This window comes from Chitinophaga sp. Hz27 (assembly GCF_042263525.1).
Classification (GTDB): domain Bacteria; phylum Bacteroidota; class Bacteroidia; order Chitinophagales; family Chitinophagaceae; genus Chitinophaga.
The window spans coordinates 390,590-417,453 of record NZ_JBHKFJ010000001.1 but is presented as its reverse complement, the minus strand read 5'-3'; the positions used below and the strand labels follow the sequence as shown (position 1 = coordinate 417,453).

Here is a 26,864-nt window from a genome sequence, read left to right as displayed (position 1 = left end):
AATCTAACGTAATGCAAAAAATAATTATTAGTTCACCCTTTCATAAAATATTCATCTGCTTTACTATTTTACAATCATTTACTTTTTCAACCAATGCTCAAAAAAAAATCGTTGATATCCATTCATACAACAATTGGCCCTCCATTGAACCTTCACAATATCCTTTATCTTCAAGTGGAAATTTTGTTCTTTACAATCTAACTAAAGGTTTATCAAGCACTAGTATAATAGCCTCCACTCATAATGATTGGACCTACTTAGTAGATAAAGGATCCATTCAATTTGTAACTTATCGCTCGAATGAATATGCAATAATTCAAAATAACGACTCCTCGTATCTCTTAAATCTAAATAATCACGAGAAAATTAACTTCTCCATTACAAAAAAAATAGAGTCTAACGGCGCTTTTTTAAATTACAGAAAAAATGACAATGCTAGTTGTTTAGCTTATACCGATAAATTTTCCAATCTTAAAATACTTGACCTTTCCAATATGAAATCATTTTCGATTGGAAAAGTGCTGGATTTCAGATTTACAGAAGATGGAAACTTTCTATTTGCACTCTTGCAAAATGATACGGTAGCGTCAAAATCGGCGCATTTGCAAGTAATTAACATAAATCAACTTGGTTCATCAATAAATATCTCACTTGATGAAAAAATACAGCAATTAAATTTAATTACTAAAACGGGGCAATTTTACTATTTATTTAACCCTTCCTCCAGTCAAGATAACAATGAGTTTTATCTATATAGAATAAATCCAAAATCAAAGTCAATAAAAAAAATATTTTCATCAGCACTACTTCGTGCACGTTACCCCGGAAACAACCTGGCAGATGACTATTACCAGATTACACCCGATAATAAAAAGATCTTGTTTCATTTAGCATCTTCCAAAAAAAGAATATTAATGACCAATAATAGCCCAGCTACAATCTGGAGTTATTTAGACAAGGATGCACCCTCCAATTTAAATAAAGACCAAACCTATTCTTACTTATCTATTTATGATCTTGAAAGCAATGCATTACAAATATTGGAAAATGACTCCACGATGCTGCTTGCTAATAGTACCGGTAATTGGATAATGTTTGGCACACATCCTGAAATTAGATCCAGTACTTATAATCAAGGTTATGATGGTCGGGATATTCGGAGATATGGTTATTCATTGATAGACGGGAAGCGCATTGATATCCCCATCTCCAGGAAGGGAAACTATGATTTATTTGGAATCAGAAATGAATTATCACCTAACTCAACTAAATCCATTTACTATAGCTATGATGCAAACACCTATTATGTCGTTGATTTTCCTACAGGAAGAGTCATTGATCTAAAATGTCCAAGTGATCTTGATTTGGCAGAAATGGAGCGAGAACATTCATTTATAAGTAGAGTAGCTGGTTGGTCCCCAGATAATGATACCGTTTACCTATACTCCAGGAGAGATATTTGGATGGCAAGCACAAAAGGAGAATTTCCTGGGGTCAATATTACCAATGGTTACGGGCAATTACATAATATAAAATTCAATTTCCTGAGCGAGTCGAAAATAATTGATCTGAAAAGGGATACGTTTTTAATTGCTTTTGATATAAATACCAAAGAGAACGGGTTCTACAAATTGCAGGCAAATAGTGCCCCTAGCTTACTTAGCATGCACTCCAAATTGTTCTATTCGGAAAGAACAATTCCTCAATTAGCAGTTCGAGGAGAGGCGCCCCAAATAAGACCCTCCAAAGCAATGAACTCAGATATGTATGTGGTTAGCGCGGAATCCGCCACCGAATCCAGGAATTATTTTGTCACACAGGATTTTATCAATTTTAAAAGGGTAACCGACAATCATCCTGAAAAGGATTACAATTGGCTGACCACCCAATTATTCGAGTGGAATATGACACCCGATAAAAAAATGCAGGGTGTACTATACCTGCCTGAGAATTTTGATGCTATTAAAAAATACCCTGTATTAGTTTATTGCTATGAACTGATGTCGGATGGATTAAATGGATATATTCCTCCTCAAGACCTGGTATCTGGATGTGTTATTAATATCCCCACCTATGTAAGTAATGGATACATTGTGTTCTGTCCTGACCTCTACATGCCCAAAGGAAACACATTAGCAGGGGCCGCACTATCCATTAAAACCGGTGTAGAAAAACTGCGATTCTTGAGCTATATTGATAGTACCAGGATTGGTATCCAAGGATGTAGTTTTGGAGGCCTGGTTACCGATTTTGTAGTAACACAAACTGAACTGTTTAAGGCTGCCTGCGCGGCTTCTGGTATAGCTAACCCAATCAGTGTCAGCAATGCAATGGATGGACGAGATGTTCCAAATATCGATTTCTTTATTGGCGGCCAGGTGAGAATGGGAAATCTATGGGAGAATAAACAAGGATACATAAATAATACTGCTATCCTCTATGCTGACAAGGTAACAACCCCTTTACTCCTGATGCATACAACTGGGGATCGGTCTTGTCCATTATACGATGCTGTGCAATATTTTAATGCCTTAAAATACAATAATAAAAAAGTCTGGATGTTGCAATATAATGGTAGCCATGGAATTTATGGCAGTGATGGGGAAGACTTTGCTACAAGAATGAGGGACTTCTTTGATTATTTCTTGAAAGATAAAGGTGAGCCTCGATGGATAACTGAGCCAATTTACAAATGATTCTTGCTAAGCGTCTATGCTACTCTATGTCGCCATGTGTGATCGAAAGTTGAAAAGCTAACCTCTAAATAAAAAGAATCAATAAAGGTCTCTCGTTTCAAATGGAAATAGTATCGCAGGAAATATTTCTACTTTGCATTAAGGTAAGATTACCCTTATTGGACAACTATTCGTTCCTGATATAATAAGGGTTTTAATACTTAAGGAGCATTATTGTCTCGATTGATCATTCATACCTCAATAGCAATATTAAAATCATGAAAATGGAAAAACCATATTTACATTCGATTTAATAATGACAGTCGGTCCTGAATTTTTGGACCAAAATCAAAAGTTCAAAGACTCTCCTATGCACCTGGAGTATTTTCAGATTGTACTGCCCACACATATTTGTCAGCCACATTTGTAACCTTGGGACTTGGATTATCGACAATCACAAATTCACAGATGCATCTGGAGTTATTCGATAATCAATCTTGACTGTTTTTAAGATAGTAATAAAGCTAACATACCATCCTAAGCTGTCCATCTAAAACTATTATACCATGAAAACAGGAAAAATTTTATTCTCTATAAGCATATTAGTTACTATTGCAGCAACTGTTTTAGCCTCTAAATCAAAAATCAAGCATACTTTCTATTTAATGACCACGAACAATGGCCCTTGTAGTTATCCTATTATAGTTACGGGAACACTTGAAAACCAAGGATTAGGTATACTTGCGACAAACTTTCCTATAACCAATGTTAAACTAACGACCTCTTGTCCTGGAGTAACTCTATATAGTGGTCTTTAGTCAAATTAAATAAATACTAGAACCTTTCGATTTTTTAACTTCCGATACTAAATTCAGTACCTAAACCACTAATAAATTTGCTATAATTCAGTTAAATGACAGGTGACTGGTTTATATGTCCTGGCACAACGAAGCAAATATTTTTTCTGCTGTTCAAATGGTAGAATTCAATGGCTCATTTCATGACTCCAGGATAAATGAGCATACTTCTTGTGTCGCCAAAACCTATAACAGATCAATTCTTCATTTGATGCATTTAAATAGCTTTCAACACTTGTTTATCGGGGAATCCTTGGATTTCAGGTTTTCAGATATAGAAAATTGCTATCTGTTTTATGAGTGTACGAAATGTTCCAAATATCGATATTTATGTTGGCGGTGAGGCGAGAATGGGAAATCTATGGGAGAATAAACAAGGGTATATAAATAACGCAGCTATCCTCTATACTGACAAGGTAACGCCCCTTCGCTTCGGATGCATACAACTGGGCATCGGTCTTGTCTTTTTACTATGCCGTGAACTATTTTTTAATGCTTAAAAATGCAATTGTAAAAAATTATGGATGCTACAGTATAATGAGAGTCACGGCATTTATGGCAATGATGGAAGGGACTTTTAGAAGAGAATGAAGGAGTATTTCGATTATTTATTAATATGGGCGAGAAAATCTGACTTGGCTTATGTGGCAATTTATACAATGAAAAATAATTTATTAGACATGCTTTCAATAAATATTATCAGTGTAAAACTAATTGCAGGATAACTTACTAAATTAGATAAAAAATCGGCCAATATTTCACACCACAGTCCAAATATATTTTGATGTAATTCCGTGGCGTATTCAAATCACGTACCTTCTCACATCTTTTGGGAGTACCTGTTTTTTTATTGTAAAATGAAGTAATTACATTCCCATTCTTGACTTTTCCTTAAAGTTATACACATATCTATGTTAAAATCAGCTATTCCTTGACCACAAATATCATATGAAAATCGAAATGATAATTTGAATTTATTTATTCACTCATAAAACTGATAATCATATGAAAAAAGCCAAAGTTTTACTTGCTATAGGTGTATTAGCATCTCTAACAGTTGTAGCATTCGCCTCAAAAGCAAAATTGCAACGCCGATTTTACTGTGCACCTAAACAGTTTTCTTTGTGTGCAGTACCTACTATTTTAACAGCCACATTTGTTGATCAAGGATTTGGTATAGCAAAAGATACAGCTTATTGTAGTGACATGAGCCTTCGAACAACCTGTCCTGGCATAACCCTATATCACGCACTTTGATTTGATCCGTCACAAAGAGCTTAAGAGATATTCCATTAAAAAATATATAGCTGCGCAAATATTTGGTACATTCTTTAGCCAGTAGTATATACAGTATATACTATCTAATGTAGATTATCCCTACAGTAGTCTCTCAGGCGTTATATTCAACAAATGGTAATGTTAATGGTAAATTTCATTATTAGTTGGCTGTCTTTAAATGATAAACATTTTTTATTTAGAAGTATTATAAATACGATCATTTAATGATCGGCAAAAGTGGATATATCTCCTCTATCAGCAATAAAACAAAAGGATTTATCATCGCAGACAATACACTTATCTTACACATACTTTCAACGCTTTTCCGCATTAAACTTTTATTTCAATCATATGAAAAAGGCAAGAATTCTATTAGCTATGTGCGTGCCACTAATTATAGGTGCCACAACTATGGCTTCAAAAGGAAAGATTCGACAGTTTTTTTACAAGGCAGCTTCGCCTAATGCCGCATGTAATATTCTCACTACTATTACTGGAACCTTTGTAGATGTTGGATTAGGTATAATTACAAGCTCAACTAACTTATCTGGTAATGCTACCACCAGTAGTTGCAGAGCAGTAGTCCTTTACAGATGGTTGTAGGCCTGAAGCCATACCTCTTATCAACTATTTCACTAGTAGTTATTCATTTCGCGGAAATTAGGATGAGTATGGGTTTAAATGCCCACTGTACAGAATTATTGTCAAATATGAAAGGACGTTCCCGGCCCCATCTGATTTAAAGATAATCCAGATCTTTTTCTTTGTGTCAATATCTCCCACTCAAAGAAATTAAAGATCAAGTGGAGATCAACAAACTAAAATTAGCTTTTGAATTAAAAGCAAAACAAATATGAGAAAAGCAAAAATACTTGCCGGTATCAGTTTGTTAGTTGGTGTAGCTGCAATGGCTACTGCTACTATATCAAAACAATCTTTTCACTTCTACTGTGCAGCTCAGCCCACAAATTGGTGCACCATTCCAACGAATATTACTGCATGGACACTCCCAAATTTGAGCCTTGTAACATATACGCATTGCACCACAATTTCGACTAATTTAAGTTGTCCGACAATAAGGTTGTATAAGGCACTTTAAAATATGGATCAAGATACGTAGCTACGAAAAATGAGCTAATCACTTATATCATCCTATTTTACATATATTCAATGTACAAATAATTTAAGTTAGTATCATTCAGATTAACCAATGTAATTCCAGATATAGTTCTTTGTGTCAATATCTCCCACTCAAAGAAAGTGAATATCAAGTGGAGATGATTACCTAAAGTTAGCTTTTGAACCAAAAGCATCCCTCATTATGAAGAAAGCCAAACTATTAGTTGCAATAGCAGCACTCTTGGCGGTAGGATCCGCCGCATTTGCAACCAAATCAAAAATCCTGGTTACCTTCTATAAGGCTGCTATACCAGGGGGAGCCTGTAGTGTTCCAACCACTATTGCTGGCACAACGATAAATAATGGAAGAGTTCTCACCATCATGCAAGTTACCATTATTCGCATCACCATTTCCTGCCCTACGCAAACTATTTACATCACATTATGATCCGCCACAGATTTATTGATCAGAAGTTTGTTAATGGCTGCCTCTTTTAGGGCAGCCATGCTATTCTCTAAAATCCCCTCCAGCTTAACAACTGCCTAACAACAACTAAGCATTCTCTTATTTACATTTGTTCCGGGTTTAACTATTACTGGGTTTCCCTCTTCAGGGATGATACCCATTATCTTATCATAGATTGGAAAGGACTGTAGCCAAATCAGTCCTTTTCTATTTTTAGCCGACCTGGTGAACTCTTTCTTAAAACATCCCCTCCAAACATAGTATAGCAGAGCATTTCAGCGACTACGCATTCACTACTGCGTTCTATCACTTTCTTCTTGAATAACGAATGCATAACAACTGCATAACGTTTACTTCGCTATTGTTCCACTAATTTGAAATGATAACAAATTTTCACGCCATCCTTTTCCAGGGATAGCAACATGATTTACGATGTAAGGCCGTGGTGTAAAAGCCGCGGCCTTTCTTTTTATGCATACGCCTATACCTTACGGGTTATTACCTCCTCGCATACACGATGCATTGCCCCATGCCTGGCTTCATTTTGAAAAAATTCGCCGGAATAACAACTGCCTAACATTTTGAATGGATGAGCTGCTGTATTTTTATTGCAGTTAACAAACGCCATCGAAGTGTCCCTGTCCAGGGATTTTGCTTGAATATGAAAAAGGATCTGCAGTGGTCCTTTTTCTTTTTTTATACCGACCTGATCATTTCACTTTACTTTTCCAATTATCACAATCAGTCTAAAATCTAGCACAGACAACAATCTTCATCATTATTCCTCATCCTGTTATTATTCAAAAAAACTGCGTGAATAACAACTGCCTAACAATTACTATCATTACCCAAATGTATATTTGCGTCCGAGTCAAATAAAACTTGGTTTCTTTTTATAAAGATGGACCATTATGCTCTACAATAAAATCAGTCTTATTAGTCGGCCTATGCCAACTTAGAGTTTTCTTCAGGCATTCGCTACTCACTTCTACTCTCAATCGTATCACTACCTTTTACTAACTATTACTTTCCTGTAAGGCACTTCCACAATAGTGGGCTCTAATCATTATACCTGTTGTTGTGAGATTCTACCTTAAACCTTCCATGTATTAAATCCATGGGTATCAAAAAAACGTTTGTATAGCTACTACCAACTATTCTACTTTCTTTCTTCAGCCCTTCCCCTTTGTCCATATTTACGGCAGTCTGTAAAGCTAGCAGGCGTTAATGTTCCAGCAATACTACCAGTTAAGTTGGTCAGGGACGGGCATGTCCAATTGTAAATCAATTTACTAATCTGGCAGAATAACAACTGCCTAACATTTCATATAAACGTGACGCCTTACATTTGAACTGGGTTAACCAGTATTGCCCACCATCTCTATGGAAAGGGCTCTAATAAAAAGGACTGTGACAGGTCCTTTTTTCTTTTTAGGGTATCCTGGTGTGCAACATCATTTTATCTACTTACTTCATGCTGGCTATCGCTAAGGGGCATACGCTATTTCAAATTTTCTTATCACTACATTTTTTTTCAATTCCTTCTCTGCCCATCTTTCCTTGTGATGAGTTTTACTATACTGGCTTACAACCACTTATAAAAAATTAACCAAACCCGCTCACATGGCCAATTGTAAGTTAAAATACAAATCTGACTGAATAACAAAAGGTTAACGCCGTACATGAAAAAGCTATCTTACTTTAGATGCGGGTTAACAAACTTAATTGCATTGGCCTCTTTGTCTAAAGATGGGCCTCTTTTTAAAATTTTAGTGTCACCGCCCCAAGGCCTTGACATACCGAAAGGTAGATAAAGATTTTTCTTGAGGGCATCTATGCCCAACTTTTGAGTATCAATTTTGCTCTACATTCCCCGCCCTCAAGGGAGAAGTCACCACCCTAATTTTTTCTCATCATTTCCTACTATCAACAGTTATTCATCCCACATTTGTCGCAGTACTACCACTAACGATATGCTTTGCTTTTTTTATAGTTCCAGTCCTGCAAGATTAGCAACTGAATAACGAGCGGCTAACAAATTTAATTGGCAAGGCCTCCTATATTTGTAAGGCAAGAGGTTTTTTTGAATCGTACATCTATCTACAAAGCAATAATGGTGGTGAGTATTCATCACCATTGTTGTTTTAAGGCACATTAACAATAAACATCACAGCACTATACTATCTGTAATCAACCACCATACAACATCAACCTATATATTCTACTTTTATTTATACCCCTTGAAAAACAACCTCAAATGATGAAGCTCAATTTTTTACGCCCCAGTATTTTACCGTTTCTATTTATACTTTTCTCTATTAGTGCGTGTGATACAGGCCATGGCGATTCAGCAACTCCGAGTCAGCCTCCACCGCCTGCCACAGGCATACTTAATGGAAGCGTAGCACCCTTGGAAGGAATAACCTCTGTGTCGTTAGATACGATCAATGGAGGCGAACGCTATAACAGGAAAGTTGGTACAGATGGGAAATTTCAATTCACAGATGTAATAGCAGGAGAGTATAATATCAGGATGAATACGACACCACTCTATACGCCCCCTTCTCCCCAAAGAGTAACAATTGCTGGTGGTCAGAATGTTACTCAGCAGTCGATTGTATTAAAATATAACGCATCACTGCAGACAGGAAAGATCGATTTTATTGTTAATGGATCACCTTATTCCATTTTCTACGATGCATTATTTTTAAGCTATCTGTCGCCAGCGTTCCGACTAACAGGCAGCACTTCCCCTCATCCAAATTATTATTACCTGGATATATCTCTTCCAAATGTAAGTGATACCGGTTCCTTTGACTTATATAACAGCCCCTACTATGTTTCTTTGTTTTATTACGCCTCCATCAACGCTAATGATGCGTGGTATTGGAGTTCACAAAGCGGCGGTAGCGGCACTGTTCACGTTACTGCTTTGAATACCACTACGAGAACAGTCTCTGGAACTGTTAGTGCCAGCCTGACACCACAAGGCGCCTCTCCAGGCACAAAAGAGTTCTACGCAACATTTACTAACATCCGCTATTAAGTCCTCTAACAGTAACCTGGAATAACACCTTTTAAACTTAAAGCAAACGAAATCATTTCTTCGGAAAATATACATTTTAGCGCCCGTACGTCACCAATGGCAGATTAACCAAAAATTAACTACTGCCTAACAAAAACTTTTGCGGCGCCAGCTATTTTTGCACTCACGATTATCGTTTGAATCGTTTAAAAATACAGCAGTGGTGGTAGATCAACAACGCCATTGCTGTAACTTTTTCTGCTCCCTCAGCTCATATATACCTCATCATTTCTCTGATTCCCTCAATTTTATCAAACAGCGTGCTCCCTCTTCCGGGGGTGGCACTCCCTTCATTTTTACAAGATAAGTTTAGAACAATTCCTACCTTGCAGGTTTCTCTAAAATGCTGATATTTATACTTCACCAGCATTTCATCCACGCGCAACATGAATACAACCTTACTCCCTCAACTCAGTGCATTATATACGCAGTTCCTCTCAGACGACTTCTACGTACAACGCCAGCAACAGCTATTCCTGGCGCCTATATTCAAAGATATCATCCGGGAAACACTGCATAACAAACCTATTACCAACCTGCATCTGAGCGGGCTTATTCAGATGTTCAAATCCGATTGCAGGCCAGGTACCTTCTCCAAATACCTGCAAGGCAATATTCCGGATATAGAGATAAGTCAGCCGCTGTTTAGTAAATACGCCAACGTAGGCTTACAAGGCTTGACCGGCTCCGGACTGCGTACCATCCAAGACCCTAGCGCAGAACAGCTGGCCATCATCAAAAAATTCCTACTGGACGCCTTCCAGGTAAATACAGTAGACAGCGCTGCTCAGCTTTGTCAGGAGTTCGACCGGATGGATATTCCCGAAGTTAAAAAAGGTGTGTATTCGCCCTGGTTATACTATATCAACCCAAAGCTTTTTCCTATCATCAACAACTCGCATGTTTCCTTCAAGCAATGGTTAAGCATCCCCGATGATTACCCTGCCTGTATCAGGGACTTTGGCGAGTTAAAAAATAAACTGAACATAGAAGATTTCGGCCTGCTGGATGCTTTTGCCTTCAGCTTCCTGCGTCTGAAAACCGCTACACCCGAAACTACCACACCCGATATCAGGCATATCGTATCCACGCATATTCCCAAAAACCAGATACTCTATGGCCCTCCGGGAACAGGCAAAACATACAACAGCATCTATCATGCCCTCTCCATACTCGAAAATACGCCCATAGAAACCGTGATGGATCAAGGATGGCAGCTGATCAAAGCCCGCTTTGATAACTATGTAAAAACAGGCCGTATTGTTTTTACTACCTTTCACCAGAGCATGAGCTATGAAGACTTCATCGAGGGCATCAAGCCGGTAACAGAAAAAGAAGGAGGCCCTATCCGTTACCAGGTAGAAGATGGTATCTTCAAACAATTGTGTACAGAAGCCGCCTTCTCCATTGCAGATAATATCACGACGCCAGCGCAACGCCATTTCCGGGCCTTTGAACATGCCTATAATGAATTCACCGCCTATGCAGAAGAACGCATGGCTGCAGGCGAGCAGGTGACGCTAAAAACGAAATACAACGAGGTACTCACCATCGTGAAGATATCAGAACAGGAAAATATCTGGATTAGACACCAGAACAGTAATAAGACCTACATCGTATCCAGAAACCGCCTGAGTAAACTGGATATGGCTTTTGATGATCTGGACCAGATCCCTAATATATCCAAGGCATTTACTGCAGAAATAGGCGGTCATAACTCTTCCGCCTACTGGGCCGTGCTCAAAAAGATCAAGGAGCTGAAGCCTGGTAGCAGCCAGCATCTGACCAAAGAAAAATATACCTACACCGCCAAACAGGAACTAATACAACAAACCGACCCTGCGGAATATTCCAAAGGCATGCCGCCACGTTATGTGATGATCATTGATGAAATCAACCGTGGTAACATGGCACAGATTTTCGGGGAGCTGATCACCTTACTGGAAGATGATAAAAGGCTGGGGCAATCCACTGCACTGACGGTAACCCTGCCCTATTCCAAAAAGCCTTTCGGCGTGCCACCCAACCTCTATGTGATCGGCACCATGAACACCGCCGATAGAAGCGTAGAAACGTTGGATACGGCCCTCAGAAGACGTTTTACCTTCGTGCCTTACCTCCCGGATGAAAAGGAGCTGGACATCAACATAGACGGCGTAGAGCTAAGCACCATGCTCACGGCTATCAACGACAGGCTGCGCGTACTGAAAGATAACGATCATACCATCGGCCATGCCTGGTTCTGGGAGGTGGATAACCTGGAAGGACTGAAAAAAGTTTTTGCCGGTAAAGTGCTGCCCTTACTGCAAGAGTTTTTCTTCAACGATTACCAGCAGCTGGGCCTGGTCCTGGGCAATAACTTCTTCCTGAAACAGCAACAGGTATCTGCACGCATCTTTGCGCGCTTCGACAGTGGCACCGAACTGGCGCAGGAATACAGTGAAGCCATGAGCTATGTGCTGAAGCCGGCGGAGTTATTGACTGTAGCCGATTTCCAATCTATCTACCAATAACGAAACCGCCTATATGAAACCCAAGCAGCGCATACTTGTATTTGAACATACGCAGCTCAACATCGGCGACCAGGGCTTCACCCGGCAGCACTGGGAGAAACTGGGCTGGTATAACAACCGCCATGAAGGCAAATACTTTACGCTTACGCCAAAAGGCATTAAGTTTCAGCAATATGTAGGCGTAATTCAGGTAGGCAACCTGGTGATTGAGATATTACCTAAAGTAAACAGGGATACCGGCGATGACAGCAAACGCCAATGGCAGCAGGTGCTAATAGATATGCTGCGGGTATGCCACCGCCTGAAGATTGATAGTCATGATAAAGCTGCCGTCAAAATAAAAAACAATAGCATACTGGATACTTACCTGGAGCTGTTTCTACAGGAATGCGAGGCCATTGCCAGGAAAGGACTGGTAAAGAAATACAGGACGGTTCAACAAAACTGTACCAGCTTAAAAGGCAAGCTGCTCTTCCCGAAACAGCTGCAAAAAAACCTGATACACCAGGAAAGATTTTTTACGCAGTACCAACATTTCGACAGGGATAATGTTTTCAATCAGATTTTACACCAGGCCTTGCTACTGATACCTGCATTAAGTGATCAGCGCATGCTGAAAGATCGTGTGGCGGATTTGTTGCTGCTGTTTCCGGAGTTGTCGCCGCTGAAGATTACCGCGGCTACATTCCAGCACCTGACGTATGACCGGAAAACCAGCGATTATAAGCCGGCCATGGAAATAGCCGCTATGTTGTTGCTCAATTATCGCCCGGATATATGCGGCGGCCATCATCATCTGCTGGCTATACTTTTTGATATGAATACGCTCTGGGAAGAATATATTTTCCGGCAGTTACAAAAGCATAAACCCGACGGCTATACGGTTATCAGCTATAGTTCCCGGAAATTCTGGGAGTCCGAAAAACATCCCGTTTCCCGGAAAATTGAACCCGATATTGTTATCACCGATGACCAGGACCGTTCCTTTATCCTGGATACCAAATGGAAGTTGATACCGGGTCATGGCCCTGCGGATGCAGACCTGAAGCAGATGTATGTATATAATGATTACTGGCAAAGCAAAATGGCGATTCTCATTTATCCGCAGCCGGACCATAGCGCTGGCATGGAGTATCATGCCGGCAGCTTCAGCGAGCAGGGTGGGCAGCCGGCCAGGCACGGTTGCAGCATACTGAAAGTATCTGTACTCAATGAATTTCATAAACTGGACAGGCAGCTGGGACAGTGGATACATGAACAATTGATGGCCGTACTTTGAATGCCTGCTGATCATTTGTCGAAAGGTTTCACTTTATAGTTTGGATAACTTAATTTGTTGCAGGAATGCATTTCCCTTTATTTATGAAAAAAATTCTCAGCATTATTTGCATACAAGTATTGGGGTTAGGCCTTGGCAACGTGTATGCCCAATCCGCGAAGATCGATAGCCTGATTGCTTCGTATGTGGATGTTCACCAGTTCAACGGCACCATATTGGTACAGCAGGGCCGCTATCATTATCAAAAATCTTATGGCTACCAGGATTACCAGCAGCGGCTTCCAATCAGCAGCGAGTCTGTTTTTCAGATTGCTTCGCTCACTAAAACTTTCACTTCCGCCATTATTCTAAAGTTGATAGAACAGGGCATGATTAACCTACAGGATCCGCTCTCCCACTATCTCCCTTATCCGGACAATGGCATTTTAATAAAACATCTATTAGCGCAATCTTCCGGCATCCCTGATGAGCTGGACATTCCGGCCATCAGGCAGAAATTTGACGACAAGGAAGATCTAAATGCCGCTTATATTGAATCAGCGATAGCAGCGGCAAAGCCGATGTTTGCGCCAGGGGAAAAATTCAATTATTCGAATTCGAATTATCTGTTGCTGGGTCAGGTGATAGAAAAAGTGACAGGACTAACATATGAGCAGGCGTTGAAAAAGTATATTACGCAGCCTTTGAAGATGCAGCATACAGGCCTGAATTTCCAGGCATTGAAAAGCAAAAACAAGACGGTGCCTTATGCTTATTTTTCTACCACCAAGCCACGGATTGCGTCGGTGGAAAACATTGCCTATACGAATGCTGCAGGCGGCATATACAGCACCATCGGCGACCTGTATAAATATTATGAAGGACTGAAAAACTATCAGCTGTTTTCCAGGGAGTTGTTTGCGCAGGCCACCAACGTCCAGGCGCAGGATACGGCGTCTGACCTTTACTATGGCTATGGATGGTTTATAGACAAGATGCAGGGTGAGACAGTGATTAACCATGGCGGCAATCTGGAAGGCGGCACCAGCAGCTTTTTTATGGTCCCGGGAAAAGATATCTGCATAATTGCGTTGAATAATATCACCTCTACTACCCTGGAGCGTATCAACAGCAACGTACTCGCGATCCTATGCAACAAGCCTTATCAGCTGGCGAAAAAGCCAGTAGCGATAGGCGTTGCGGATAGTGTTTTGCAACAATATGCAGGGAGATATATTTTTTCAGATGATTATAAAGTAAACATCTCACTTGCTGATCATGTACTGCAACTGAAAATAAACGACCAGCCCGCAATCCACTTGTATGCGATTACAACGAACTCCTTTTTGGTGGAAGATGATAATTTAAAATTACACTTTGAAAAAGGAGATGATGGCAAACTTAATCTGATGATCAGAGATGGATTGCATAACAGATCTGGGGAGAAGGAATAATGATTTTAACATCTGGCGGCACGGTAATAATGCCGCCAGATGTAAGATTAGCGATAAAAGTTACTCACTCTTTTATGATTTCTGTTTCAATGCAGATTTCCGATCCTTATACCTCAGCATTCTGGCTAAATTAAAGGAACCAGAAATAAATAATCTGAAAGTACCGTCATTCAAGGTATAATCAGACCCCACTCCAAAACCAGCTACAATGGCTGAATTTTTTTCAAAAATATTTTCTCCCTCTGCCATATTGATATAAGCCCCAATTTTATGAATGGACTTATCACTAAACTGGCGTTCAAAAACATAGTAAGGCACGCATGTAAATTGCAAGGTGGTAGTTCCATACCAAAAAGGAACAGCAGCTGGCATTATCGGAAAAGCGATACTAGTTCTCCAGGTAGTTAGCTTCGCAGGATATTCTATTTTACCAAGATCTTTGCTGTTAATTACTTTCCCGGTCACCAATGTTGAGTCTAATAATTGGTAATCATCGAGATCTTCAGCTGATTTGCCATATTCTATCGAACTTATCACCGTGGCACCCCAGAAGAGTCTTGAGGTAGGTCGGAAAAATATGCTCGCCTCGCCTTTAGCTCCAATCTTTCCCAATGGCTTTTTAGAAGATGTCTGACGCACTGTATCAATGATATTGGTGCGTTGATGAGAATAATAGACGCCGGCATAAAAAGTATGTAACAATCCAATATTTCCATCCACAGACGAGATATTCGCCATATTGTTGAATGCATCAATATTCCATCCTACTCCCAGGTCCAGCGTGTAGCCCAGGTCTGCTTTACCCGCATCAAAGATGTTAGAAGGGAAGTCGTTAAGTGTTCCAGAGATGGCAATACTTGTTCCTTCAGCTATTGTCAGAAATGCGGAATCAGTGGATAGCCAGTTGGTGGTATCTGTTGGATTTTTAGTTAAATGATTCAGCGATCTGGTTGAGTCTAATGCCCTCCCTCCTGCTTTAAATACACTATCAGTTTTGGGATGCTCAACATAATATTGCGTACCCAATCTCCTCCATGGCGCAGGAGCTTCATAGCTGAGCTTCATGGATTTATCCGCATAATTAAGCGGTAACGATAATTGTCCTGTTTTACGGAAATTAAAAACATCTTTGCCCTTGCTATCTGTTGCAATGGTTTGAGCGTTAGCAGTAAATGCCTGCAAGGAAATCAGGGTACCGATTCCCAGAATTTGCCATTTCATGGTGGTGTGATTACAGTGTGTGTTGTAATGTTGTGGTAAATGAAGATATGCTGGTATAGCAGCATACAGAACAGAAGTCACCCGTTGCCAGGTATTCTTGAATGGAGAAAATCAATTTTCCCGCGAAGAGTCAGTGCGCTTGAACATAATGAACCAGATTATAAGGTTTTGAACAATTCGGTTTTTGGGGGACTGGTTAAAATTAAAGATTTGCTTGCGTGTACACGTGGGCGTTATATCATAAAAAGTATGCCAATCACCTACTCGCTTATTCACACCCTGTGAATAACTATTCACCCAGTTATTATAATGCAATCCGGTGGCTCAGTTGTTGTTGAACAACTACCATAATCCCAACATACACTCCCCAAATTATGGCAGTAAATCTTCTGCCAAAATGGTGAAGCATTATCTACGTCCTCTGCTTCTGTCAAAAAGTCTACAATGGGTAGCAGTAACTTATAACTCAAATCAAAAATCACAACAGAGATTCCATCTATTTCACCTGTTTCTGGTACTCTATTTGCACTTATCCCGGCTGCTATACCATTGATAATATCAAATACCTCAATCTATACTAAACTATGATGAAGACATTTCTCAGTATCAGCCTGTTGACTACTGTAGCCACTACCTCATTTGCCCAAACATTTAAGCGCCAGCGTTTAGATAGTCTGTTAAACCTCCTGGAACAAAAAGATAAATACATGGGTAGTATAGCCGTATCACAGCACGGCCAGCTGCTTTATGCCAGGGCCATCGGCTATAGCGATATCGCCACCGGAAAGAAAGCAGATACCAACACCAAATACAGGATTGGTTCTATCTCTAAAATGTTTACGGCTTCTCTGATGATGCGGGCTGTCGAAGAAAAGAAAATAACGCTCACGCAAACACTGGATAAGTATTTCCCACAAGTGGAAAATGCCAGCAAGATCACCATCCGGGAGATGCTGACGCATCGTAGTGGCATTCATAACTTCACAAATGATTCCAGTTACCTTACGTACTATAGTCAGCCTAAAACAGAGAAAGAAATGCTGGCCATTATTGCAGCCACCAAAAGCGATTTTGAACCAGATACCAAAGCGGAGTATAGTAATTCCAATTATGTGCTACTAACATATATCCTCCAAAAGATTTATGGTAAGCCTTATGCCGAGTTACTGAAAACGAAGATCACGCAGCCGCTGGGCCTCACCAATACTTATTTTGGCGGGAAAATAAATCTCAGCGCCAACGAGTGCTACTCCTATACTGATACTACCGGCTGGGAGAAAGCCACGGAAACGGATCTGTCGATTCCGCAGGGCGCCGGCGCTATTGTGGCTACACCTACCGACCTGACCGTTTTCATCGAAAAGCTATTTACCGGAAAAATCGTGTCTAGCGCCACGTTGGATACCATGAAAGTAATCCGCGATAAATTCGGCATAGGAATGCTTAACTTCCCTTACTACGAAAAATGGAGCTACGGACATACAGGCGGTATCGACGGATTTCAGTCGATGGTTGTCTACTTCCCGGAGGAGCAACTTTGTGTGGCGATCACTGGTAACGGTATCGGCTATCCGAACAACAGCATATTGCTCTTTGCCCTGAGCTGTTATTTCGATCATGACTTCCCCCTGCCCGTACTCAGTAATATAAAGCTTAGCAATGAAGCGCTGGATCAATTTACTGGTACTTATGGTAATGCGCAGATACCTATAAAAATTAAAATTACCAGAACGGGTAATAAGTTAGTTTCCCAAGGTACGGGGCAGGCGCCATTAACAATGGAGACTATCACCGCCACCACTTTTTCATTTGATCCTGCAGGGATCATATTAGAGTTTGATGTAGCAAAGAAGCAGATGATTGTCAAACAAGGTGGTCATGAATTTCCATTTACAAAAGAATAAACACCATAAACTAATAATACTTTGGGACGGTCTCTATTGGATAGAGACCGTTTTTTATTGAGCCTGAAAGACTTATATTTTAGTTCAATTTTGGTCGATGTTTGTCTGCACTTTATAGGCGTTTCAGTTTGTTGCTTGCTATATCGCTGGATAGATTTGGAATTATTGAAGGAGCCAACCTGCTCTGCGACAGCATTCCACATTAAATATCCACATATGAAAAAAACAATGAAGACGCCTTTCCTGTTTGCCTGTCTTTTGCAAGCGGGATTATTAACCTCCTGTTACAAGCCACGTGTACTCACACCTTTCCCCCATGGCGACACTGGCACTGTAGTGACTACCACACGGTATTATGTAGACAATAACGGCGTCGATTCGCTTGATGGCAAGACGCCCGCCACTGCCTGGAAAACCCTGGCTAAAGTGAACGCCACTACGTTCCAGCCTGGCGACTCCATTCTCTTTAAAAGAGGTGGCAGCTGGACAGGTACGCTGGTCATCAAAAGTTCAGGCACCAGCAATGCCAGGATTACTTTCGGCGCATATAGCAGCGGCAATAATCCACAGATCATCGGTAACAATACCACCTTATCAGCAGTACTGATACAGGACGCGAAGTATCTTACTTTCGAAAATTTTGAAGTGAGCCATCCGCGGGCAGTACGTCCACCCGATATTTCTCTCTGTGGTATTTATGTAGCCCTGGCTACCAACGGCGTATATCCGGGCATCGCTATTAAAAACAACTATATTCATGATGTAGAGGGGATGCCTATTACCAACCGGCATATGCAGGGTGGCATCTTCGTGCGTTCTAATGCAGCACAGGCTTATTTTGATAGTCTGACTATTGAAGGCAACAACCTGGAACGTTGTTCCTCCAGGGGCATACTCATGGGCGATGGCAGCAACAAGGACACTGTTTTCTACAACAATAATATTGTCATCCGCCAGAATGTGGTGAACAATACCGCCCTGGAAGGAATCATCGTATATACCTGCAAAAATGTAGTGATAGAAAACAACCGGGTATTGAATGCCGGCGCCAACAACCTGGGCGTAAACATGAACATCGTGCTGGCGGGCTTATGGGGCCGGGGCAAGAATATGACCATACAGCATAACGAGGTGGCCTATACGCGATTAACCAATCCGGTTCCATATGCCTCTATGGATTCGGAAGCCTTTGATATAGACTTGAGCACGCCGGGTTATACGGTGATCCAGTACAATTACTCACATGATAATGAGGGCGGCTTCTTTTTGCATATGGGCGATCCCGGGCCGGACTTTACTTATGGCATTATAAGATATAATATCAGTCAGAATGACGGCAATGGCTTTCAGAACAGGGTCTTTGAGTTGCATGAGCATCCTAATGGGAAAGTAGTACCTATCTATATTTACAATAATACTATTTACAATGATATCAAGGTGGGCGTGCTGGACAGGGCTGGTGGCACAGGTGTTCATCCGGGATTGGAGTTCAGGAATAATATTTTCTATTCTCCCGCTTTCCAGTTTGATGATCAGGCCAATATTGTATACGATCATAATTTCTATTATCCTGGGCCAGCGGCTGCCAGCGATAGTAATGGCCATACGACGGACCCTATGTTGGTTGCTGCCGGAACTGGCGGCAGTGGCATGAATACCGTGAATGGTTATAAGCTGATGACTGGTTCTCCGGTTATTGGCGCGGGTATGGTGATCAGTAATAATGGCGGTAAAGATTTCTTCGGTCAGCTGGTGGCATTAACGCAGGCGCCGGCGATAGGAGCTGTTGAGAAATAGTTGATGTTAATGAAAAGGCCTGCACATGGTGGTGTGCAGGCACTTTTTGTTATTGTTACTGATCTATTTAATATCCAGTTTGTCCAGCACGCTGAACACGATCCTATCGCAACGAACCAGGTGGAATGGAAATACCACATCGTTCTGGTAGTACTTGGTGATATGTTCGCGGAGCATAAGTTTGGCTCGTATCTGCCGAACTTTTACGTTCACGCGGGAGATGTCGAGTGCTTTACTTGTTTCAGCAACATTGAGTTGTTCGATTTCGCGCAGCACGAAAACAGCACGGTATTTCTCCGGAATGTTGAGCAGTGCTTGCTCCAGGACTTTTCCTAATTCCTTGTTAATAACCGCATCCACAGGAGTTGCTTTACTTTTATCCTGACGTTCATCAACAATGGAAATATCCTCACTGGCTGTTTTCTTCCCTTTTTTCAGGTGCTGGTGGCACTCATTGATAAGGATTCTTTTGAGCCAGGTCCCAAAGGCGGCTTCCTGCCGGAATTGGTCCAGGTGCTGATAGGCATTGATGTAGGTGAGTTGCATTACATCTTCCACATCCATATCGTTGTTGAGGAAAGTCATGCCGAGCCGGAACAGGCTTGTATTGTGACGGCGCATCAGTGTTTCATAGAGCCGCTTTTCCCCTGCCAGCACCCTGGCGATGAGTTCATTGTCGGTTAGTGTTTCAATAGGCGTTAAAATCGTCATTCAATCAGGTATTAAATGGTTAAGTAGAAAATAAGTTACAAAAAGTTCTAAGATTTTGTAACCTTTTTTAAAACCCCTACTCTAATCAAATATAAGGAGCTTGTAAAAGCCTGAATACTAACCTGATGACCGAAAAGCACAAACGAGTAACATGAGCGAACAACAATCAATTAATCCGCCCGGCGCATCATTGCCTTCTTTGACGCATCAACGCGTACAGGAATTAAAAGAAACTACTAAGGGCCAGCGTATTACGCAGGAGCCATTGGCTACTTTACCCTTTTTAGTGAAGTCGCTGACCAAAGTTTTTGAAGGGAAGCTTAACTTATTTGAGAAGGCCCTTGCTGCTAAAACAGCTTGTCCCGAAGGCATCACTTCGGCCTCCCTCGTAGAAGAATACGAGTTTCTGGAATTTGTTCAGTATATCATGTTTGTAAAGTTTACGGAAGAGAAGCCTGCGAACAACCAGGCAGTTCACTACGGGCAGCTACGTGCCAGTTGAGCCCCAGGCTTATTGCCAGTTAAACAAAGAAACACACGACCTATATTGCGCGCATCTGATGATAACTGTAATTATAAACTTTGTTCGGGAAGGTAGGAGAATGCCACAGAGACGCCATCGTATCACCGGTAAATATTTATAATAGTAAACAGCAGGAAGAAAATTCTTCCGAAGCCATTTGTTATAGCCCATTACCGGAAATGTAGTTTTACAATTTTTTTTGCCAGAAACGGATGCTCAGTGATAAATTGAGCTACAGGGAGTTTAATTCCTATAACCATCACCGTTAGTTGGGGTAAACATTCCAGCATTTTTCATTAAAATTGCCGGAATCAAATCCCCTATGACCAGGAATATTTCTGCGATCATTATTTCGCCGCGGCAGGAGCTCAACATGCCCGACCTGCTGACTAAGCTAGAGAAGCGAGCCTCAAGTCCTATTGCGGACCAGCCTTTTGAGCAAGCCTTGTACCCAGTATTTGGCAATGCTTATATTGGCTATTATAACGACTGTCTTATTATTACTGATTTTGCCTGGCCAGAAGGTTGTATGTCAGCTGAGCTATCTGAAATAGAACGCATACTGTCAGCGGCATTCCCTGACGCCGAAATCTGTTCATTGTTGCTGTATCCACCTGTAAATTTATGGGGGTATTCCATTGTCAAAAATGGAGAGAAAATAAGGGCCAGAGCCGGAGCTGCTACAGTTGGAACTTTCCTGGAGATGGGTATTCCATTGGACGAAGAGCGCCCATTATTCGGTAACTGTACGGTCGACGGGGAAGGCAACAAGGTATATCTCAGGGATGGTATTTTTTATGAGGAAGACCATGTAGGCCATACGTTTGTAGCCGCAGTGGCGGAGCGGTATATTGGTGAACCACTGGACAATGAGGCATCGCCATTATATGCGACCCCGTTCAAAGGCTATCGTTACCTGCCGGAAAGGCCAGTTGCCAAACCCTGGTGGAAATTTTGGTAAATAATAACGAGGTGCTAACTCGCTTTTTTACTACCTATCAACCTGTACATGATAACTATAAGCACAACAATGCCGGTAACAATGAAACCTGCTTGCATGGGTGATAATTTTGAGGATGTTAGAAAAAATGTATTTTACTATTTCAACACTATAAATATAAGCTAATAATTCCACTATAATATTCTTCTTTCAGAACGCACAAAAGTCATACTGACAAATAAACGCAGTCAATAACGTTAATACATAAACGAAAATATATTCCATTTAAAAATCCCATATCATAAAATTTAGTATTGACATCTAAGCTTTCATATTGTCGATTTCACACTATGTAACAACTAGGCTTGGCCACGATTATAAAAATAGCTGCAAACCTTTTCCGAATAAAGGTTTGCAGCTATTGAATTTTTCTACTTGTTTACAAATTATTGCAGTGTTACATTCAGTGGTTGTTTGCCATCCCAGTTGAGCTGTTGTACAGCGCCATTTTTTTGTTTTATGTTGATGACATACGTTTTGCTTTTTCTTTCTACTACGATATCAAAGTCGTCATTAAGTGCGCGTATATGCCTGAGCGTCATTTTTTGCCATCCCTGTGGCAGGTAAGGCTGGCATTGAAACTGATGGAAGCCGGTTACGCGGATGCCAAAGAGTCCTTCGGTGATGATGCGGCAATACAGTCCACTTTCTGCGGCGAGGTGGCGTTGATCTCCTTCCGGCCATGCCTCAATAGCATAGGGTACGTGCTCTCCTAATAAACGCTTCTGTGAGTATTCTTGTAGATATTTGGTAGCGCTATCCGTAGCCCCTGCATAGAAGGTGCCTCTCAGTCCATAGAGCAGGGCTCTGTCCCAGAAAGTTTTGGAGCCGGCTTCTGTGAGCATACCGTTGGAGGTCCAGAGGTAAGGCGAGTACATGGCTTTGAGGGTTCCTTCTTTTCTGTCGAAGATACCCATGGTTAATGGAATGCCTATCCAGGCGCGTAATTTATCGTTGCCATCGAAATAGCGATAGGTCGTGTATCCTTGTACGTTAGCACCGAAATATTTATCGATATTTATTTTCAGCGCGGCGGCTTCCGCTGCCAGTTGCTTAGCAGTAGTGGCGTTACCTAAAGCGGCGGCCAGATCGGAGGCACTTACCAAAGCGCCATAGGCGAGAGTATTGGTGGAGAGGTTAATTTTCCCTGCTGGGAAACGGCCTTCCAGTTCATCTGCATCAGAAAGTATAACTCCTTCGCTGGTGGTTTTCTTGCGTAAAAACTCGAGGCACCATTCAATCAGTGGCCAGAGTTGCTGGGCAGTATATTTATCGCCATAGGCCAGTGCAAACCTGGAAGCGCCATAAGCGATCATGGCCTGATCTCCCCTGTCGCCGGCGCCTGCCCAGGTGCCGGTACCTTCTGCAATGATGGAGCTGGGAAGTGGCTTATATGCCGGGTTCATAAAAGAGGCAAACATGCGGAAGCTATTCAGCGCTGATTCGTTGCCTTCAATATTGCCGAGGAAGGGAAAGAAAGGGTTGGCGTATTCCGCCTGGTCATTGGCCCATATCGCCGCATAGTAGGCGCCGCCGCCAGGGCCGTGCATAAGGCCACCCTTTGTATCATAAATACTTTCTGTTACCCGCAATTTGGCGAAGGCAAACATCTTATTGATAACAGGATCTGGTGTCTCTAATACCAATTTTTCCGCAATACCATCCACTAATTCCAGTCGCTTATTATGTTCATAGGCAGCGGCATAGAAATAAGGCTGGTCGCAGGTTCTGCGGCCTGCGTATACGATGGCATATTTTAATACATCACCGGGTTTCATTTCGTAAGCGCCTGCACCATATACAGCAGTATGCAGCAGATAAACACCGTAAACACCTTTCTCTACCGGTGTGCTGTCTGTTCTGCTGGTATTCGGGATATTTACCTGGATGGTGGCATTTGTATGATTGCTGATGCTGCATTCTTCTATCAGCGCAGCTTTATCTACCGATGGAAAGAGATTTCGTTCAAAAGAGATATCTTTTCCAAGCGTGGCGCGCATCGTGAGTACGCCGTTGAAGCTGATAGCATCTACTGTTTCTACGGCAGCTTTCTGGTTGATGCTGATCACTGGCGTGTATTGTTCATCCACGGCCCATTTCAGACTGGCATGGGTATTATTGGGGATGGTGCGTAGCATGGGAAAGATGATACGCTTCTTAATGGAAGCCACCTGGGCAGACCCTGTACCATAGGTAATAATAGCAGATACCTGTTTACCGCTCATTTCTATCTGATCGGTATGGGCCGTATCTGTATGCTTAATTTTCCAGGTAATTTCCTCGTTGCCGCTGATCTTCCATCTGGTCTGCTGTGCAGCACAGTTGACGGAGAATATGCCGCCTAGCAGCACTAATAGTAGGTTCTTCATATATTGTTCGTGGTAATTTTTAATTGTTTCAGATGGCTGTTTGGTTTGGAATAGCGCTTGCTGGATCGTTGTCTGTGTGTGGCTTTAAGGCCAGTGTGCAACTGTTGGCTGATATTATCAGTACGTGCATATTATAGGATGCCCTCGGGCTCCCTGAAATTTTTCTCATAACGACGGTGAATAAACTTAGGGAACAAATGTAAGGAGCGCAGATCCAGTAATGATGAAAATTACATAAGTGGAGGATGAGGGGAAATTTCAGGGGTGTAAAGTATTTAAAATCAACGCCCCAAGATCTGCCGTACGTGCAGGTCTCGGGGCGTTTCCGCGACACCTCATGGCATAAAACCCTTACCTGCTGAGATTCAGTGTAGCAAGTATATACCAGGAGGGGCAGCAGTGGTGTAAGTTAATTATGGTTTGGGAAATGTTGGGTGGTTAATAATGGTATCCATATGAATCAGTAGAGAATCCTTTGAAATATTGACAGGAGATAAAACCATCCTTTTCATTGTTCTTAACAAAGAGCCGCCACTGAATGTAAGCGCCAAACCCAAACCTGCACCTATACGTTTATCTTCATTTTTTATGCTTAGCCCACCGTTTGCAGAGTTCTCATCAACAACGGCCTTAGTCCATCCTATCAGATATCCAAGGCAATCAGCAGTAAGAAATGGCGCTTGCGAGCGCAGCGGATCAGTAACCAGGGAATATGGATTACCAGCTTTATAGTTCATACTATCATATTTAATGACAGCATTGACATATGAGGCTCCTTCCGTACTCCAGTATTCATTGGAAGATTCCGCAATAGATAGCACACCCCAGAAAAGCTCTCCTTCATTGGGGAGCAAAACAGTGTTCTTATACTTCTGGCGAATAGCGGCAAGTTGGCTTTTAACCGACAGATAGTTGGCTTGTATACCTGCATTAGAGGCAATTGCTGTGTTAAATACGGTAGTAATCTCACCAACCATCCCTCTCTCCCTTGTTGAAACTTTGTCCACAATTGCTTGCTGATTTACCGACTCCGCCCACTTAGTTTTGATACTATTTTGACTAAAACTATTCAGCACCTGATCGGTATAAGCAAGGGTAGCCGCGTCTATAGTCAATTGTAGATTTTGATAAGCCGGATCTTTTAATACCAATGCTTTTGCGTCTTCAAATATAGAAGCGGTGCTAACATCATAAGGATTGCTGCCTGGTACTGTAATGGGGCCCACTGAATTGTCACCGACACGGCTGTTAGAGAGTACATTCTTGCGTGCTTCTTTCTCAGCCTTGTCCAATATGATGCTTAAACCAGTATTATGGAGTGCGCCAATCCTGTTCGTATTGTCTAATGCTGGTTGCTGTTTATCTTTCGAGGTCTCCGATTGCTTATTGCAGGCGTAGATAGCAGCTGAAAAGATCAGCGCTAACAAAAATAGTTTTTTCATATTTTACTTTTGGGTGTTTAGATCAATGATATCAATTGGAATGTTGTCTCTGCCGGGTTTAGACAGAAATAATGAGTATTATAAGGCAACAAAAAAGATACAAAATATAGGCTAGACCTCCGGAGTTAAGCATTACTGCAATAATAACGCTACTACCCTATTATTTTATAGTACAAATACGACATTCAAATACTTGATAATTTTATAAATAACTTTTATTCTCCCAACTCCTTACTAAACATATCATTAGGAATTGGGGCAAACAAAATTTCCTTAAATTGTGGTCATTAGTTTGAAAAACAGCCCGAGTTTGAAGAACAGTACAATTTAAAAATTACAGACATGGAAATGACAACCCACGAACACCACGGACATCAACACGGGCACCAACACGAACATCACGGTCACGCATCTACGGTAACAATGAAATTAGTATCCGATGCCACTAATTTTGCAGCCGGAGAAAAAGTAAGACTGGTGTTTCGCCCGGAAGACCAGCACCATCCAGGTCATCCTGTTAAATTAGGCGTACAGCACGAAGCTGAATTTCACCTGATCATCGTCAACAATCAGCTGAATTCATTTGAACACCTACATCCTGAATATGATGGCAACGGTAACTATTTCCTGGATGTAGTATTTCAGCAGTCAGGCCCATATATCCTGTTTGCCGACTTCCAGGCGGAAGGCTTTGCACCACAAACAGACAAGATTAACGTTATTGTAAAAGGTAATGTGCAGCAGCCAGCAGCCAACGCCGCTCAAAAGCTCACTGACAACACCGATGGGTTATCGCTTACGATTGAAGCTACCGCTCCGTTTGTAGCTGGAGCAGAAACTATGATTCCGCTTCGCGTTACAAAAGACGGTACAGCCATCGTAGCCGCAGATATCACTCCTTATCTCGGTGCAGTGGCACATATGATCCTGATTGGTCAGCAGGATAAGGAATTCCTGCATATACATCCTATGTCCGACAACAAGTTCCCGATCATAGGTCATACCGTATTTCCAAAGGCAGATACCTACCGTATGTGGGTACAGTTCCAGACACATGGCACCTTACATACCGCCAGTTTTACACTGGAGGTGAAAAGTGCCGGTGAAGCGGATATGTCACATCACCACCACGGCCACCATCACTAATGATGATGCACCGCTAGTAGTATGTCACTAAACGGCTAGTGTTCAA

The 26,864-nt window shown here is 41.5% G+C and carries 18 protein-coding genes; 14 read left to right on the top strand and 4 right to left on the bottom strand.

Annotation, left to right across the window (positions count from 1 at the left end; all coding sequences use genetic code 11):
* The first annotated feature begins 11 nt into the window (after positions 1–11).
* The 9 genes from ACE38W_RS01900 to ACE38W_RS01860 all read left to right on the top strand — a co-directional run bounded on the left by ACE38W_RS01900 (position 12) and on the right by ACE38W_RS01860 (position 14,705).
* On the top strand, positions 12–2,696 hold the full coding sequence (locus ACE38W_RS01900) for an alpha/beta hydrolase family protein (protein ID WP_375828531.1): 2,685 nt from the start codon (positions 12–14) through the stop codon (positions 2,694–2,696).
* 545 nt (positions 2,697–3,241) lie between these two features.
* Positions 3,242–3,493, top strand: coding sequence for a hypothetical protein (locus ACE38W_RS01895; protein WP_375828530.1), 252 nt, complete (start codon positions 3,242–3,244; stop codon positions 3,491–3,493).
* 335 nt (positions 3,494–3,828) lie between these two features.
* Positions 3,829–4,032 (top strand): hypothetical protein, encoded by a 204-nt coding sequence (locus ACE38W_RS01890; RefSeq protein ID WP_375828529.1) that lies wholly within the window; start codon positions 3,829–3,831, stop codon positions 4,030–4,032.
* Positions 4,033–4,537: 505 nt separating this feature from the next.
* A complete protein-coding gene (locus tag ACE38W_RS01885) occupies positions 4,538–4,789 on the top strand; it encodes a hypothetical protein (RefSeq protein ID WP_375828528.1) in 252 nt (83 codons plus the stop codon).
* 1,342 nt (positions 4,790–6,131) lie between these two features.
* Positions 6,132–6,377, top strand: a complete 246-nt coding sequence (locus ACE38W_RS01880; RefSeq protein ID WP_375828527.1) for a hypothetical protein — start codon at positions 6,132–6,134, stop codon at positions 6,375–6,377.
* Positions 6,378–8,652: 2,275 nt separating this feature from the next.
* The gene (locus ACE38W_RS01875; protein ID WP_375828526.1) at positions 8,653–9,441 is read left to right on the top strand and encodes a carboxypeptidase-like regulatory domain-containing protein; all 789 of its coding nucleotides are present in this window, start codon (positions 8,653–8,655) and stop codon (positions 9,439–9,441) included.
* 425 nt (positions 9,442–9,866) lie between these two features.
* Positions 9,867–11,993 (top strand): McrB family protein, encoded by a 2,127-nt coding sequence (locus ACE38W_RS01870; protein ID WP_375828525.1) that lies wholly within the window; start codon positions 9,867–9,869, stop codon positions 11,991–11,993.
* Between the two features lie 13 nt (positions 11,994–12,006).
* On the top strand, positions 12,007–13,272 hold the full coding sequence (locus ACE38W_RS01865) for an McrC family protein (protein WP_375828524.1): 1,266 nt from the start codon (positions 12,007–12,009) through the stop codon (positions 13,270–13,272).
* An 83-nt stretch (positions 13,273–13,355) separates the two neighbouring features.
* Positions 13,356–14,705 carry a serine hydrolase domain-containing protein gene (locus tag ACE38W_RS01860; protein WP_375828523.1) on the top strand — a complete coding sequence of 450 codons (1,350 nt, stop codon included), beginning with the start codon at positions 13,356–13,358 and terminating at the stop codon, positions 14,703–14,705.
* 72 nt (positions 14,706–14,777) lie between these two features.
* Here ACE38W_RS01860 and ACE38W_RS01855 read toward each other — a convergent pair whose 3' ends face one another.
* The gene (locus tag ACE38W_RS01855; protein ID WP_375828522.1) at positions 14,778–15,926 is read right to left on the bottom strand and encodes a hypothetical protein; all 1,149 of its coding nucleotides are present in this window, start codon (positions 15,924–15,926) and stop codon (positions 14,778–14,780) included.
* A gap of 584 nt (positions 15,927–16,510) precedes the next feature.
* On the opposite strand from ACE38W_RS01855, the gene ACE38W_RS01850 reads away from it, so the two are divergent.
* On the top strand, positions 16,511–17,830 hold the full coding sequence (locus tag ACE38W_RS01850) for a serine hydrolase domain-containing protein (RefSeq protein ID WP_375828521.1): 1,320 nt from the start codon (positions 16,511–16,513) through the stop codon (positions 17,828–17,830).
* Positions 17,831–18,046: 216 nt separating this feature from the next.
* Entirely contained in the window at positions 18,047–19,627 is a 1,581-nt protein-coding gene (locus ACE38W_RS01845) for a right-handed parallel beta-helix repeat-containing protein (protein WP_375828520.1), read from the top strand.
* 63 nt (positions 19,628–19,690) lie between these two features.
* On the opposite strand, the gene ACE38W_RS01840 is transcribed toward ACE38W_RS01845, so the two are convergent.
* Positions 19,691–20,338: a sigma-70 family RNA polymerase sigma factor gene (locus ACE38W_RS01840; protein ID WP_375828519.1), complete on the bottom strand. Its 648-nt coding sequence runs from the start codon at positions 20,336–20,338 to the stop codon at positions 19,691–19,693.
* A gap of 151 nt (positions 20,339–20,489) precedes the next feature.
* On the opposite strand from ACE38W_RS01840, the gene ACE38W_RS01835 reads away from it, so the two are divergent.
* Both ACE38W_RS01835 and ACE38W_RS01830 read left to right on the top strand, forming a co-directional pair.
* On the top strand, positions 20,490–20,840 hold the full coding sequence (locus ACE38W_RS01835; RefSeq protein WP_375828518.1) for a hypothetical protein: 351 nt from the start codon (positions 20,490–20,492) through the stop codon (positions 20,838–20,840).
* Positions 20,841–21,183: 343 nt separating this feature from the next.
* Positions 21,184–21,822: a DUF6928 family protein gene (locus ACE38W_RS01830; protein ID WP_375828517.1), complete on the top strand. Its 639-nt coding sequence runs from the start codon at positions 21,184–21,186 to the stop codon at positions 21,820–21,822.
* A gap of 425 nt (positions 21,823–22,247) precedes the next feature.
* Here the strand turns inward: ACE38W_RS01830 and ACE38W_RS01825 are convergent, their stop codons facing one another.
* Both ACE38W_RS01825 and ACE38W_RS01820 read right to left on the bottom strand, forming a co-directional pair.
* Positions 22,248–24,230 carry a hypothetical protein gene (locus ACE38W_RS01825; RefSeq protein ID WP_375828516.1) on the bottom strand — a complete coding sequence of 661 codons (1,983 nt, stop codon included), beginning with the start codon at positions 24,228–24,230 and terminating at the stop codon, positions 22,248–22,250.
* Between the two features lie 413 nt (positions 24,231–24,643).
* A complete protein-coding gene (locus ACE38W_RS01820) occupies positions 24,644–25,672 on the bottom strand; it encodes a hypothetical protein (RefSeq protein WP_375828515.1) in 1,029 nt (342 codons plus the stop codon).
* 342 nt (positions 25,673–26,014) lie between these two features.
* On the opposite strand from ACE38W_RS01820, the gene ACE38W_RS01815 reads away from it, so the two are divergent.
* The gene (locus tag ACE38W_RS01815; RefSeq protein ID WP_375828514.1) at positions 26,015–26,818 is read left to right on the top strand and encodes a hypothetical protein; all 804 of its coding nucleotides are present in this window, start codon (positions 26,015–26,017) and stop codon (positions 26,816–26,818) included.
* Positions 26,819–26,864: the final 46 nt, after the last annotated feature.